Annotated in this window: 13 protein-coding genes and 3 pseudogenes; 8 read left to right on the top strand and 8 right to left on the bottom strand. The window is 71.6% G+C overall.

The features are described 5' to 3' along the window. Positions 1-391: 391 nt before the first annotated feature. Positions 392-1,195: an SDR family NAD(P)-dependent oxidoreductase gene (locus AC5R91_RS02285; protein ID WP_495395420.1), complete on the top strand. Its 804-nt coding sequence runs from the start codon at positions 392-394 to the stop codon at positions 1,193-1,195. 103 nt (positions 1,196-1,298) lie between these two features. Here AC5R91_RS02285 and AC5R91_RS02290 read toward each other — a convergent pair whose 3' ends face one another. The 3 genes from AC5R91_RS02290 to map form a co-directional block, all read right to left on the bottom strand. Continuing rightward, positions 1,299-1,916 carry a GNAT family N-acetyltransferase gene (locus AC5R91_RS02290; protein ID WP_495395421.1) on the bottom strand — a complete coding sequence of 206 codons (618 nt, stop codon included), beginning with the start codon at positions 1,914-1,916 and terminating at the stop codon, positions 1,299-1,301. Between the two features lie 195 nt (positions 1,917-2,111). Continuing rightward, positions 2,112-3,275 (bottom strand): epoxide hydrolase family protein, encoded by a 1,164-nt coding sequence (locus AC5R91_RS02295; RefSeq protein ID WP_495395422.1) that lies wholly within the window; start codon positions 3,273-3,275, stop codon positions 2,112-2,114. A 217-nt stretch (positions 3,276-3,492) separates the two neighbouring features. Beyond that, positions 3,493-4,263 (bottom strand): type I methionyl aminopeptidase, encoded by a 771-nt coding sequence (gene map / locus AC5R91_RS02300; RefSeq protein WP_495395423.1) that lies wholly within the window; start codon positions 4,261-4,263, stop codon positions 3,493-3,495. Between the two features lie 98 nt (positions 4,264-4,361). Here map and AC5R91_RS02305 point away from each other — a divergent pair. Further along, positions 4,362-4,595: pseudogene (locus AC5R91_RS02305) on the top strand (helix-turn-helix domain-containing protein); the annotation flags it as partial. Positions 4,596-4,926: 331 nt separating this feature from the next. Continuing rightward, positions 4,927-5,745, top strand: a complete 819-nt coding sequence (locus tag AC5R91_RS02310; protein WP_495395424.1) for a hypothetical protein — start codon at positions 4,927-4,929, stop codon at positions 5,743-5,745. 62 nt (positions 5,746-5,807) lie between these two features. Here the strand turns inward: AC5R91_RS02310 and AC5R91_RS02315 are convergent, their stop codons facing one another. Beyond that, positions 5,808-6,014, bottom strand: coding sequence for a hypothetical protein (locus AC5R91_RS02315; protein WP_495395425.1), 207 nt, complete (start codon positions 6,012-6,014; stop codon positions 5,808-5,810). Positions 6,015-6,248: 234 nt separating this feature from the next. Here AC5R91_RS02315 and AC5R91_RS02320 point away from each other — a divergent pair, with 234 nt between their 5' ends. Beyond that, positions 6,249-6,827 (top strand): putative glycolipid-binding domain-containing protein, encoded by a 579-nt coding sequence (locus AC5R91_RS02320; RefSeq protein ID WP_495395426.1) that lies wholly within the window; start codon positions 6,249-6,251, stop codon positions 6,825-6,827. Here the strand turns inward: AC5R91_RS02320 and AC5R91_RS02325 are convergent, their stop codons facing one another. Further along, positions 6,828-7,037 carry a VOC family protein gene (locus tag AC5R91_RS02325; RefSeq protein ID WP_495395427.1) on the bottom strand — a complete coding sequence of 70 codons (210 nt, stop codon included), beginning with the start codon at positions 7,035-7,037 and terminating at the stop codon, positions 6,828-6,830. Then, a complete protein-coding gene (locus AC5R91_RS02330) occupies positions 7,027-7,587 on the bottom strand; it encodes a hypothetical protein (protein WP_495395428.1) in 561 nt (186 codons plus the stop codon). The genes AC5R91_RS02325 and AC5R91_RS02330 overlap by 11 nt, the downstream gene beginning before the upstream one ends. A 389-nt stretch (positions 7,588-7,976) precedes the next feature. Between AC5R91_RS02330 and AC5R91_RS02335 the strand changes: the two genes are divergently transcribed. Then, entirely contained in the window at positions 7,977-8,333 is a 357-nt protein-coding gene (locus AC5R91_RS02335; RefSeq protein WP_495395429.1) for an ArsR/SmtB family transcription factor, read from the top strand. Positions 8,334-8,412: 79 nt separating this feature from the next. On the opposite strand, the gene AC5R91_RS02340 is transcribed toward AC5R91_RS02335, so the two are convergent. Both AC5R91_RS02340 and AC5R91_RS02345 read right to left on the bottom strand, forming a co-directional pair. Continuing rightward, positions 8,413-9,102 carry a precorrin-8X methylmutase gene (locus AC5R91_RS02340; RefSeq protein ID WP_495395431.1) on the bottom strand — a complete coding sequence of 230 codons (690 nt, stop codon included), beginning with the start codon at positions 9,100-9,102 and terminating at the stop codon, positions 8,413-8,415. A 66-nt stretch (positions 9,103-9,168) separates the two neighbouring features. Beyond that, positions 9,169-10,041: an NAD-dependent epimerase/dehydratase family protein gene (locus AC5R91_RS02345; protein ID WP_495395432.1), complete on the bottom strand. Its 873-nt coding sequence runs from the start codon at positions 10,039-10,041 to the stop codon at positions 9,169-9,171. Between the two features lie 255 nt (positions 10,042-10,296). Between AC5R91_RS02345 and AC5R91_RS02350 the strand changes: the two are divergent. From AC5R91_RS02350 to AC5R91_RS02360, 3 genes and pseudogenes are all read left to right on the top strand, one after another. Continuing rightward, positions 10,297-11,064, top strand: a pseudogene (locus tag AC5R91_RS02350) (IS256 family transposase); the annotation flags it as partial. A 118-nt stretch (positions 11,065-11,182) separates the two neighbouring features. Continuing rightward, on the top strand, positions 11,183-12,415 hold the full coding sequence (locus tag AC5R91_RS02355) for an IS256 family transposase (RefSeq protein WP_495397879.1): 1,233 nt from the start codon (positions 11,183-11,185) through the stop codon (positions 12,413-12,415). 63 nt (positions 12,416-12,478) lie between these two features. Continuing rightward, positions 12,479-12,973 (top strand): annotated as a pseudogene (locus AC5R91_RS02360) (transposase); the annotation flags it as partial. Positions 12,974-13,044 lie beyond the last annotated feature (71 nt).

The following is a 13,044-nucleotide window of genomic DNA, read 5'->3' on the forward strand; positions in this document are numbered from 1 at the left end:
TGGGCGTGGGCGGGCGGGGTCCGGGTGGGGGGTGCGCGCCGGGGGCATCTCGGGGCACGGCGGGCCTGCGGGGTCGGCGGGGCGCGGGGCGGACCCGGCCGCTCGGGCATACCGGCGGCGGTGGGCGGCCGGCGTCTCCCCCGCGTGGGGGTCACCCGGCGGCGTCGGCGCGCTTCGCCGAGCGGGCGGGGGGCTGGTCGGCCTCGTCGACCTGGCGCTGTGTGGCGGGCGGGGCGCGGACATGCCCGGGCCTGGGCCTGGGCCTGGGCCGGGGGCGGTGGCGGTGGCGGCCCGTCCTGGCGGGTAGGTCCACTCCCGCGCACCGCGGCGACCGGGCGCCGCCCCCGCATGCTTTTCCACCCGACCGACCGGATGGTATGGAGAGTTGCTGATGGACCTGCAGGGACAGACCGCGCTGATCACCGGGGCGTCGACGGGCATCGGCGCGGTGTTCGCCCGAGAGCTCGCCGCGCGCGGCGCCGACGTCGTGCTGGTCGCCCGGGACAAAAACCGCCTGCAGGCGGTGGCCGCGCAGGTCGTGGGCGAGCACGGGGTGCGCGCGCACGTCGTCGCCGTCGACCTGGGCGACCCGGGCGCGGTCGACGTCGTCGCCGAGCAGGTCGCGGCCGCCGGCGTCCGGGTGGATCTGCTGGTCAACAACGCCGGCTTCGGCATCCACGGCGACCTGGTCGCCGCCGACCCGGTCCGCCTCGCCGACCTGGTGCGGCTCAACTGCGTCGCCGTGGTGGCGCTGACCGCCCGGTTCCTGCCCGCGATGGTGGCCCGCGGGCAGGGGACGGTGGTGAACGTGGCGAGCACCGCGGCGTTCCAGCCGCTGCCGCACATGGCCGTCTACGGGGCGAGCAAGGCGTTCGTGCTGTCGTTCAGCGAGGCGCTGTGGAAGGAGACGCGCCCGGCGGGGGTGCGGGTGCTCGCGCTGTGCCCGGGTTCCACCGAGACGCCGTTCTTCGACGTCGTCGGCACCCGGGACAACGTCGTCGGTGCGATGCGCACCCCCGAGCAGGTGGTGGCCTGCGCGTTGCGTGCCCTGCAGCGGGGCCGGCCGATCGCGATCGACGGGCGCCGCAACGCGCTGCTGGCCCGCAGCGGCCGTCTGCTGCCCCGCCGGACGCTGGTGTGGATCGCCGAGCGCACCATGCGCCCGACGCCCGCCGGCGAGGCGGCGAAAATGTAGGCCAGGTCGAAGAAGTGCAGGGTGAAGAAGTGCTGGGTGACGGCCCCATCCGCGGGGGGAGCCGATCGGCTCCCCGCAACCCACTCGCCTGGCGGGCGACGGGTCAGGGCGGGGACGCCGGGGCGGTGTCGGCGGGGGTGAGGGGGCGGGTGAAGGCGACGCGGTGCAGGCCCGGCCCGTCGTAGTCGGGCTGGACGTCGACGCCGTCGACCGTGCGCTGCCCCGAGATGATCCGGAAGCCGAGGGCGGTGTGGAAGGCCACGGAGGTGACGTTGCCCGGGCTGGTGATCGCCTCGACGCGCCGCGCGCCGCCGGCGGCGGCCTGGGCGAAGAACCACCGGTACAGGACGGCGGCCACGCCGCGGCGGCGCAGGGCCGGGTCGACGCCGACGAAGTGGATGTAGGCGGCGTCGGGCCGCGCGGCGGAGCGGAAACCGATCAGGAAGGCCGTCAGCCGGCCGTCGGCGGCCTCGCCGAGCAGGGAGGTGTCGGCGAAGTGCTGGAAGAACAGCCGGGGCAGCAGCAGCGCCCGCTGCCGGGAACCGGCTTCGCCGCCGAAGCCGCCCCACCAGTCGTCCAGCACGGCGAGCACCCGCGCCTGGTCGGTGCCGCGCGGACGCCGCCAGCGCAGCTCGCCGGGCAGCGCGGGGTGATCGGGCGAGGCGGGATGGTCGAGGCTGGGGGTCGGCGCCGGGTCGGGGCCGTCGGGGGTGCGGATCATCCGGTCAGGCTGCCGGCCCCGCCGCGATCCGTCACCCCCTTTTCTGCCGCCGCATCCGGCCACGCTGCGACTTCGACGATCAGGGTGTTCCGCGGAACCCCCTGCCGCTCCCGGACTCCGACCGTTGCCCGGCACCCGCCTTGTTGATCAAGGTGTTCCGCGGAACCGCGTCGTCGGCCGCCCTGGGGGTGTGGGTCAGGGGCGCAGGGTGCGGAAGAAGGCGGTGACGTCGGCGGTGAACAGCTCGGGCTGCTCGAGGGCGGCGAAGTGGCCGCCGTGGGGTTGCACGGTCCAGCGCCGCAGGTTGTAGTGGCGGGCGATGACGGCCCGCGCCGGCCGGTAGATCTCCTTCGGGAAGATCGCCGCGCCGGTGGGGGTGCTCACCTGCCGTTCGGGGGCGCCGAGCAGGCCCGCGGCGCGCGTTTCGTAGTACAGCCGGATCGACGAGCCGATCGTCTCCGTCACCCAGTAGGTGGTGATGTTGGTGAGGATGTCGTCGCGGCTGATCGCCTTCTCCACGTCGCCGTCGCAGTCCGACCAGGTGCGGAACTTCTCCACGATCCAGCCCGCGAGCCCCGCCGGGGAGTCGGTCAGGGCGTGGGCGAGCGTCTGCGGCTTGGTGCCCTGGATGGCCTGGTAGCCGGTCTCGTACTGGGCGAAGCGGCGGGCGAAGTCGAGGTCGGCGACCTCCTCGGGGGTGAGGTTGGCGCGTTCCTCGCGGGTCATCGGCGGCGGCGGTACCAGGTTGAGGTGGATGCCGAGCAGCCGGTCGGGGTGGTAGGCGCCCAGGTGGGCGGTGATGGCCCCGCCCCAGTCGCCGCCCTGGGCGGCGAAGCGGTCGTAGCCCAGGCGGGTCATGAGTTCCGCCCAGGCGTCGGCGATGCGGCGCACGTGCCAGCCGCGTTCGACCGTCGGCCCGGACCAGCCGTAGCCGGGCAGTGACGGGCAGATGACGTGGAAGGCGTCGGCGGCGTCGCCGCCGTAGGACGGCGGGTCGACGAGGCGGTCGATGACCCCGCCGAACTCCACGATCGACCCGGGCCAGCCGTGGGTGAGCAGCAGCGGCACCGCCCCCGGATGCGGGGAGCGGGCGTGCAGGGCGTGCACGGTGGTGCCGTCGATGACGGTGCGCAGGTGCGGCCAGCGGTTGAGGCGGGCCTCGGCGGCCCGCCAGTCGAACCCGTCCGCCCAGTAGGCGCACAGCCCGCGCAGGTAGTCCACGTCGGTGCCCAGGTCCCAGCCCGTGCCGGGGATCTGTTCGGTCCACCGGGTCCGGCGCAGCCGCTGCCGCAGATCGTCCAGGACGGCGTCGGGGACGTCGATCGTGAAGGGCTGCAGGGCGGTTGACGGCGACGTCATGGCACGCTCCGAGGGGTCCGGGGTCGGATGGGATGGTCACCGGTCGGCGGCGGGTGCCGCACGGCCAGCTCCGACTATCGACCGCCGCGGCGGCGACCCGCAACGGACCGGGTACCACCCGCGCCGGGCGGGGGTGCGGTCCGGGCGGGGTGCGGACGGGCCGGCGAGCCATGGACCAGACGGGATGGACCAGGCGAGGTGGTTCGGGCGGGATGGTTCAGGCGGTGGTGGTGAGGATGCGCGGGCCGTCGGCGGTGATGGCGACGGTGTGCTCGACGTGGGCGGCGCGGCTGCCGTCGGCGGTGTGCAGGGCCCAGCCGTCGGCGGCGGTGCGGTAGCTGTCGCGGCCCCCGGCGCAGAACATCGGTTCCAGGGCGAGGACCAGTCCGGCGCGCAGCGGCATGCCCCGTCCGGGCCGCCCGTCGTTGGGCACGCTGGGATCCTCGTGCATGCGCCGGCCGATGCCGTGCCCGCCGAAGTCGCGGGGGATGCCGTAGCCGGCGGCGCGCCCGACGGCGCCGATGGCGGCGGCGATGTCGCCGAGGCGGCCCCCGGGGACGGCGGCGGCGATGCCGGCGGCCAGCGCCGCGGCGGTGGTGTCGATGAGGGCGGCGTCGCCGGGGCGCCCGGCGCCGACGGTGAAGCTGATCGCGGCGTCGCCGACCCAGCCGTCGAGCTCGGCGCCGCAGTCGATGCTGACCAGGTCGCCGTCGCGCAGCGGGGTGTCGCCCGGGATGCCGTGGACGATGACGTCGTTGACCGAGGCGCAGATGACCGCGGGGAACGGTGTCGGGGCGAAACCGGGATGGTAGTGCAGGAAGACCGGGATGGCGCCGGCGTCGCGGATGACCGCGTGCGCGACCGCGTCCAGCTCGCGGGGGGTGACCCCGACGGCGGCGGCGTCACGGGTGGCGCGCAGCGCGCGGGCGACGACCGCCCCGGCGGCGGCCATCGCCTCGATCGCCGAGGCCGACTTCAGCTCCACCATTCCGACCACCCTCCCCCGCCGACACCGGCGCCGCCCGGCGCCGGCTCGGCACCCGCCGTACCGTTCCCAATTACTATCACGGTATTACTATCACGGGTATGGTGCGCGCGCCGTTGACGAGGGCGGAACGGGAACGTGGCGAGCGGCTGGGCGCGCTGCTGCGAGCCGCCCGCGGCGAGCGCAGCATGGTCGAGGTCGCCGCCGCGGCCGGGTTGTCCGCGGAGACGCTGCGCAAGATCGAGGCCGGCCGCATCGCGACGCCGGCGTTCTTCACCGTCGCCGCGCTCGCCGAGGTCCTCGGCCTGTCCCTGGACCTGCTGGCCGACGCCTGCGACCCGGCGGCGCTCGGCGCCCTCGACTCCGGACCCGCCGTCCCCGACCGGCACACCCCCGCCGAAGATCATTCCAGGGCGACGGCGATGGCCAGCGCCACGAGTGCGGCGCCGGTGACCGCGTCGAACGCCCGCCGGCGTGACCCGGTGCCGATGACGCCGTCGAGATGACGCCGTCGAGATGACGCCGTCGAGATGACGCCGTTGAGATGACCGGTGACGATCGCCACCGCGAGCAACCACACCAGTCCGATCGTCACCACGATCAGGCTGATCACGGCGAGCGCGAGGGTGATGGGCCTTCGACGGGGCACGTTGCAGGGGGTACAGAGTGTCCGAGGACTGGAAGGCGCTGAAGGAGTACCAGGCCGGGGGCGCGGCGGGGCCGAATCGTCCGGACCGCCCTGGCCCTGCCGTGGCCCCGCGGTCCGCCGAGCCTGGCGGTGGCTGCCTGTACGAGGTGCTGCGGTGGCCGGCGCGGGTGATCGCGGTGGTGGTCGTGGTCCCGTTACGGCTGGCGTGGGAGCTGCTGGTCCTGCTGTCTCGGGGGCTGCGCCTGCTGCTGTGGGATCGGCTGCTTCGGCCGGTGCTGCTCGCGCTGAGGACGCTGTTGTGGGACTGGCTGGTCGTCCCGATCAGCCTCGCGCTGTGGTGGTGGGCGCTGCGACCGGCCGGACACGCGCTGCGATGGCTGTACCGGTATCTGCTGGTGATCCCGCTACGGTTCGGGCTGCTCTACCTCGTCGCGGTGCCCCTGCACTGGCTGCACCGGCAGGTGCTGCGCCCGATCGGCCGAGCACTGGCAGCCGTGTTGTACTGGGCCGTGCTGCGCCCGATCGGCTGGCTGTGGCGCAACGTCGCGGTTCCGGTGGGGCACGTTGTCGCGGACGCGCTGCGGTTCGCCTGGCGGGTGAGCGCGGCCGTCGTGCGCACCGTCGCCGCGGTGCTGCGTCTGGTGGTGGTACGGCCGGTCGGCTGGCTGTGGCGCACCCTCGCCGTGCCGGTCGGGCGCGCGGTGCGGATGGTGGGCCGGGTTGTCGTCGTCGAGCCCGCCCGCTGGGCGCGCCGCACCGTGTGGCATCCCGTCGCGAGCACCACCCGTGACATGGTGGCGGCGCTGTTCGGCGCCGGCTCGGCGCCGCGCCGCTGACGGCGACCGGCCGCCCCCCTGTCCGGCCGGGGCTGCGGTGGGTGGGGCCGCGGTGGGTGGGGTCAGTTGTCCGCGACCGCCTCGGCGGGGGTCCTGCGGCCGGGGCGGCGCAGGATCGCCTGGGCGGTGTCGCGGAGTTGGCGGGCGCGCAGGCTGAGGTCGGTGGGATCCAGATGCTCGGCGGCGTCGAGGATCGTTGCCCGGGCGCGGCGATGGTCGGCGTACCGGGCCTCCTGGTCGGCGGTGCGGCGCTCCTGCGGGGTGGCCATGTGTCTCCCTCGTGGGACGGGCCTCGGCGGCGGGATGCCGGTCGGGGGCTGCGCTGGTGATGGCGGGTGGGGAGCAACGGCGATGGGCCCGCCCGCTCAGTGTGCGCCGCCGTCGGCCGGAGAGGAGGATTCGTGCCGGCGCCCACGTCCCCGGGCCCACGTCCCGGGCCTCGTCGAGGGCGACAGTGTCGACGCCTGTCGTGTCCTGGTTCTTCGATCCGGCAGGGTGGCACCGTGCCTTTCACTACGTGGCCGGCAACGGCGGCCTGGCAGCACCAGGACGCCCGCCGCGGTTTCGAGGTCGTCTACTTCGAGAGGTCGGCCGACGGCTACCGCGTCGAGGGAGCGACGACGGCTTGCGAGGATGGCCAGACCTGGATGGTCGCCTATCGTGTCAGCCTGGACGGGGCCGGGCACACGCGCGACGCCACTGTCTGCGGGCGGTCGGCCGCCGGATCCCGGTCGGTCACGCTGGAAACCGACGGTGGCGGGCGATGGCTGGTCAACGGGGTGGCGGCGGCTCATCTGGACGGCTGTCTCGACGTCGATCTGGAATCGTCGGCGGTGACGAACGCCCTGCCGGTCCGCCGGCTGGACCTGGCCGTCGGGCAGCGGGCTGAGGCTCCGGCGGCCTATGTCCGCGCTGTCGATCTCGGCGTCCATCGACTGGAGCAGACCTACACCCGCGCCGCCGACGAATCCTGTCAGCGCTACGACTACACCGCTCCCGCGTTCGCCTTCGCCTGCCGGCTCACCTACGACGACGCGGCGCTTGTTCTGGACTATCCAGGGATCGCGGTGCGGGTGCTCTGATCACGCGGGGCCGAGAAGGTCCCATCGGTTGCCGGCGATGTCGAGGAAGACCGCGACCCTCCCGTAGGGCTCCGTGCGTGGCCCGCTGACGAAGGTGACACCGGCCGAGGCGAGCTCGAAACCCAGCGCGTCGGTGAAGAAGGCGATGGCCGGGTCGTATTCGTCGACGACGACGGTGATCAGGTCGATCCGCATGTCCTCAGCCGACAATCGCCAGCAACCGTGTCTGTTCCCTGACCAGTCGGGCGTATGAATCGCGTACGTACGGGGTGAATCCTGCCGGGTAGGCGACCGCGCTGAAAGCGAATCGCGTGTCCCCCGACTCCCATCGTTGGAGAATGGTCTCGTAGCCGGTCACGTGCGCACAGAACTGGATCATGCAGTCCGGCATCACGCCACCGATGAGAAGATCGCCGCGGGTGAGAAGGAGCTCGTACATCTGACGGTTCGTCTTCTGGAACACCCCGGGCAGCCAATGCTGCCACGCCTCGAGCTGCGTCGGCGACAGCTCGTGCGGCTCGTCGAGCCTGTAGCGCCGCGAGAAGTTCGCATCGTCGTAGACTTCCTTGAAAACGCGGAAAGATATCAGGCTTGACTCCGTCATCACGAGAAGAGGTCCGTATAACTGGCTCAACTGGGCGTTCACCCGCTGAAGTCGCGCCTCGTGCGCCAGCACCCGGCGGGCGCCCCGTTGCGAAAGCAGGTACGTCAAGGCCGCCGTGACCAGGCTGGCAGCAGCCGCAACGATCGCTGCGATCATCTCGGGCCTTCCCGCGACATGGCGTCACCTCGCAGCGGCCGCACCCGTCATGGCGCTCTGTGCTGCTCCCGCAGCAGAGCCAAGAAGCGTCATGCGTCCCTGCTCGTATCGGTGCAGCATGCCAGAACATCCCGTCGCGCATCGCTGCTTCGACGACGGTGGGACTCTGACGTCGATGGGACTCTGACGACTGTCGGACATGGTCGCCGACGTCACGTCTGCCGGATCGCCGACGTCGGCACCGGGCCGGCGCCGCGGGGAGCCGCTGCGGTCCACCGGCCCGGCGGCGCGCGAAGCGGACCTACCATGACAGCAGGGCCGCGCTGCGGCGTGACGCTTCCAAGGGTGAGGGTGTCGCTGGCGCCGGCCCGCGCCGCTGGGAGGTGGTCATGACGCAGCCGACGGCCGCCGGCGGGCAGGCCAGGACGCCGGCGCGCACGCAGAGCCTGACCCATCGCGACCCGGCGCAGGTCAGCCTGCAGGAGGCCCTCGACGCCCTCGGTGACCCGGTGCGCCGCGCCATCCTGCGCACGCTGGCCGACCATCCGGACTGGACGCTGCCCTGCGGCAGCTTCGAGGTGCCCGTCAGCGCGGCCACCCGCAGCCACCACTTCGCCGTGCTGCGCGCGACCGGGCTGCTCGAGCAGCGCGACACCGGCCCCCGCCGGTTCAACCGGCTGCGCCGGGCCGAGTTCGACCATCGCTTCCCCGGGCTGCTCGACCTCGTCCTGCACGAGGGCCCCTGATCACGAGGGCCCTGATGATGTGCCACGACCCTGCCGCTGACCTCGCCACCGCGGCTCGCGGTCAGTCAGGGACGACTGGTCAGTCAGGGACGACGGTGTGCAGCAGGGCGTGGACGGCGGCGGCGGCGACGGCCGGGCCGCCGCGCGCGGAGCGGTTCGACACCGCGGGGATACCGCTGTCGCGCAGGCCCATCTTGGCCTCCACCGAGCCGACGAAGCCGACGGGCAGCCCGATCACGAACGCCGGGCGGGCCACGTCGGCCAGCGACAGCAGCTCCTCCAGCGCGCTCGGCGCCGCCCCGATCACGTACACGGCGCCCGGGCCGACCTCGTCGACGGACAGCGCCATGCCCACCGCCGGACGGCTGAGGTCGTCGCGGCGGGCGACGTCGGGATCGACGCGCCCGACGCTGCACACCACGGGCCGTCCGGCCAGGCGCGGGCCGGCCCCGGAACCGGCGTGGGTGGAGGGGTCCGGATGGGGCGGGTCGGGCGGGTGGCGGGGATCGTCGGCGAGGCCGAGGGCGGTCATCGGCACGTCGGTGACCAGCGCGACCCCCGAGCGCAGCGCCTCCACCCCGGCGCGCAGGTCGTCCTCCCGGCAGACCAGGTCGTCGGCGTAGCGCGCGTCGGCGCTGGCGTGCACGACCCGTTCGAGCACCGCCCGGGTCAACCGGGGCAGCCGGGAGGTGTCCAGCCGGGCGCGCACGACCGCGTAGGACATCCGCTCCACCGGATCGACCGGGCCGGTCGGCTCCCGCCTCGTCATGATTCCTCCCGCCGCGGTCGCCGCCGGCCCGCGCGCCGCTGGCGCCGCGTGCGCCGCTCCCAGGGTCTACTCCATGCGGGAAGGTCGCCAACGGTGCTGCGGTGCCCAGCCCAGCAGCGTGCGCGCGCCCGAGGTGTCGATCAGTGCTCGGAACGGGTCCTGGAGATGGTCCGCTGCGCCGCGCCAGGGGACGTCGGGGAGCAGCCGCGTGACCAGGGTGCGGGCGTCGTCGCGGGCGGAGGAGATGTCGGCCGCGCACAGCAGCAGCCGATGGTGCCCGGCAGGCGGAGCGGTCAACGCCCGTTCGACCGCCGACGCGAGGTCGCGCACGTCGAGGAAGGCGCCGTACTCCCAGATCGGCGACCATTCGAAGGCGGGATTGTCGCGCCGGGCCCGCCGTATCCCGGCGTAGGTCTGCTCGGTGAACACCCCGGGTGGGCGCAGGCACACCGTGCAGACGCCGGACGCGGCGCTCGCCGCCTCGCACATCTGCTCGGCCAGCCACTTCGACATCCCGTACGCACCCGCCGGGCAGGCGGGATGGCGGTCATCGAGGGGAAGGTAGGCCGGCCGGCCGTGGCCGCCGAAACACCCCAACACGTCCACGCTGCTCATGACGACCACCCGGGGCACACCGCGGCGTTCGGCCGCCCGCAGCACGTTGCTCGTCCCGACCACATTGGTCTCGAACACCCGCGCGTCCGTGCCGGTCGTGGCCGGTCCGAACTCCGACAGGTCCGGATCGTCGACCGGCTCGTCGAGGGCGGCCAGGTGCACGATTCCCCCGCAGCCCGCGGACATCCGCTCGAGATCGGCGGCGTCGCATACGTCGTGCCCGTCCACCAGATCGAATCCCACCGTCCGGTGTCCGACCAACGTCAGGGCCGCTGTCACGGCCCGGCCCACCAGCCCCCGATCTCCGGTCACCAGAACACGCACAGCCCGACAGCCAACCAGCCCGTCCCCCTTGCCCGCGAGTCATATTTCGTCGGAGAAGACCGCTGCAGGAGCGCCGCGCCCGCGATGGGACGGGCTGCTTCAGGGGAGTCTGGGCACGATGAGAGTGGAGTCCACGGACGTGGTGTACGGAGTGTGATTGTCTGACGACTCGCCGGAGTGGCGGTCCGTGACGTGAAGCGACCACCGCGTGATCCTCATTCGAGAACGACCAAGAACCCGATGAGGAGAAACGCGATGGCCGTGCGTCCGACTGTGACCGACGCCGAGGGGTTCGGCAAGGAGCTGGTGGCGGCGAGTCCGGATCTGTTGGGCTCGATGGTGAAGGCGTTCGCGGAGGCGTTGATGGGCGCCGAGGCGGACGGGGTCTGTGGCGCCGAGTACGGGGAGATATCACCGGATCGGACGAATCGTCGGAATGGCTACCGGATGCGGGAGTGGGACACCCGGGCGGGAACGATCGATCTGGCGATTCCGAAATTGCGGTCCGGGTCGTACTTCCCGGAATGGCTGTTGACGCGTCGCCGGCGGGCGGAGCAGGCGTTGATCTCGGTGGTCGCGACGTCGTATCTGCTCGGGGTTTCCACGAGAAGAGTCGACAAGCTCGTGGAACAGCTCGGGGTCGCGCATATTTCGAAGTCGCAGGTGTCGGAGTTGGCGAAGCATCTCGACGGCCAGGTCGAGGCGTTCCGGTCGAGGCCGCTCGACGGCGGGCCGTACCGGTTCGTGCAGGCGGATGCGTTGACGATGAAGGTCCGTGAGGACGGCCGGGTCGTGAACGTGCACTGCCTGCTCGCTGTGGGCGTGAACGGCGACGGGCACCGGGAGATCCTCGGCCTCGACGTCGTGTCCAGCGAGGACGGGGCCGGCTGGCTGGCGTTCTTCCGCGGCCTGGTCGCCCGTGGCCTGTCCGGGGTCCGGCTGGTGACCTCGGATGCCCACCGGGGTCTGGTCGCGGCGATCGGGTCGACGCTGCCGGGCGCCTCCTGGGGGCGTGTCATGACGACTGTGTAAGCCGGAGGTGGACCAGGATCGATCTACCTTGATCGGGTAGGTCGGAAAGGGACACCGAATGACACAGAGCGCGGCGTTTCGGACAAAAGACGAAGCGGCGGCGAAGAGGATCGCCGAGGCTTTCGCGCCGGAGGCGATCGACACGTTGTTGAAGGACGCGAAAGCGACCGGAACACCGATCGACGGGGTCGATGGCCTGTTGAACCAGATGACGAAGGCTGTCCTCGAGCGGGCCTTGCAGGTCGAGATGACGGGCCATCTCGGCTATGAGGTGGGTGATCCGGCCGGTCAGGGCACGGGAAACTCCCGGAACGGGAAGTCCACGAAGACGGTGTCGACCCGGAACGGGCCGGTCGAGATCGAGGTACCGCGTGACCGGAACGGCTCCTTCGAGCCGACGATCGTGCCGAAACGGGCCCGCCGTCTGGGGAATCTTGACGACACGATCCTGTCGTTGTACTCGCGGGGCATGACGACCCGCGACATCGAGGCGCACCTGCGTGAGGTGTACGGGGTCCAGGCGTCCCGGGAGCTGATTTCCAATGTCACCGAGGTCGTCGTCGACGAGATCAAGGCCTGGCAGTCCCGGCCCCTCGACGAGGTTTACCCGATCCTGTACGTCGATGGGATCCGGCTTCGGATCAAGGACAACGGGGTGGTCACGACCAAGGTCGCCTACCTGGCCGTGGGTGTCGATGTCGATGGCCGTAAGCACGCGCTGGGCTGTTGGATCAAGGACACCGAGGGCGCGAAGTTCTGGCAGAAGGTCCTGGCCGATCTGCGTAACCGCGGGGTGCGCGACGTGCTGATCGTGTGCTGCGACGGGCTGTCCGGCCTGCCCGACGCCGCGGTCGCGGTCTTTCCCGAGACCGTGGTGCAGACCTGCGTTGTGCATGTGATCCGCAACGCGATGAGGTTCGTGTCCTACGGCGACCGGAAAGCCGTCGTCAAGGCGATGAAGGACATCTACACGGCACCGACGCTGGAAGCCGCGGAACTTGGCCTGGCCGCGTTCGACAAGAAGTTCGGCGTCCAGTACCCCGGCGCGGTCGACGTGTGGCGCCACGCCTGGACCGAGTTCATTCCGTTCCTCGACTACCCGCCGGAGCTCCGGAAGATCGTGTACACGACCAATGCGATCGAGTCGATGAACTTCCAGCTCCGGAAAATCACGAAGAACCGCGGGCATTTCCCCGACCGTGACGCGGCGATGAAGCTACTCTACCTCGGGCTCCGTAACATATCGAGCCAACGCGGCGGGGAGTCCGGTACCGGAACCCACGGATGGAAAGTCGCCCTCAACACGCTCGTCAACCTATTTCCCGGACGCCTACCTTTCTGATAGTGTAAGCATGTAAGCTGAGCTATTCACCTCTGGCTTACACGGAAATCGTGACAGGCTCCCTCCTGGCAGCGCTGCCGGACGCATTACCTGCGCGACTTGTTGACGTTCACACCGAAGTCGTCGCAGCCGTGGGTGGCAACATTGGTCCGGACCATCTTCGAGCAGGCGGACGCAAAAGAGGTGACCGTGCAGTTCGACCGGGTCGTCGACGCCCTCGCCGAGAAACTGCCCCGCGCCGCGGAACACCTGTCCGACGCGAAAGCGGACCTGCTCGGGTTCACCGCCTACCCGCGGGAGATCTGGCGGCAGATCTGGTCGTCGAACCCGCAGGAACGACTGAACAAGGAGATCCGCCGGCGGACCGACGTCGTCGGTATCTTCCCCGACCGTGGGGCCATCATACGACTCGTCGGCGCCGTCCTGGCCGAGCAACACGACGAGTGGATCGAAACCCACCGCTATTTCGGCCTGGAAATCCTCGCGAAAGTCGACGCGGGGAACACGCCGGCCGACACACCCGAGATCAGCGTGACACCCGAAGCACTCACCGCATAAACTAAACCTAGGATCACGCGGAGTCACCTTCCGTACACCACGCCGCTGGACGTGACCCACGATGAGTTCAC

This window comes from Frankia sp. BMG5.60 (assembly GCF_059428125.1).

What these genes read in the sequence shown, in the direction of transcription:
- AC5R91_RS02290 (WP_495395421.1), bottom strand. Translation starts at nt 1,916, where the DNA reads ATGATCCGCACCCCCGACGGCCCCGACCCGGCGCCGACCCCCAGCCTC.
- AC5R91_RS02285 (WP_495395420.1), top strand. Translation starts at nt 392, where the DNA reads ATGGACCTGCAGGGACAGACCGCGCTGATCACCGGGGCGTCGACGGGC.
- map (WP_495395423.1), bottom strand. Translation starts at nt 4,263, where the DNA reads ATGGTGGAGCTGAAGTCGGCCTCGGCGATCGAGGCGATGGCCGCCGCC.
- AC5R91_RS02295 (WP_495395422.1), bottom strand. Translation starts at nt 3,275, where the DNA reads ATGACGTCGCCGTCAACCGCCCTGCAGCCCTTCACGATCGACGTCCCC.
- AC5R91_RS02315 (WP_495395425.1), bottom strand. Translation starts at nt 6,014, where the DNA reads ATGGCCACCCCGCAGGAGCGCCGCACCGCCGACCAGGAGGCCCGGTAC.
- AC5R91_RS02335 (WP_495395429.1), top strand. Translation starts at nt 7,977, where the DNA reads ATGACGCAGCCGACGGCCGCCGGCGGGCAGGCCAGGACGCCGGCGCGC.
- AC5R91_RS02330 (WP_495395428.1), bottom strand. Translation starts at nt 7,587, where the DNA reads ATGATCGCAGCGATCGTTGCGGCTGCTGCCAGCCTGGTCACGGCGGCC.
- AC5R91_RS02340 (WP_495395431.1), bottom strand. Translation starts at nt 9,102, where the DNA reads ATGACGAGGCGGGAGCCGACCGGCCCGGTCGATCCGGTGGAGCGGATG.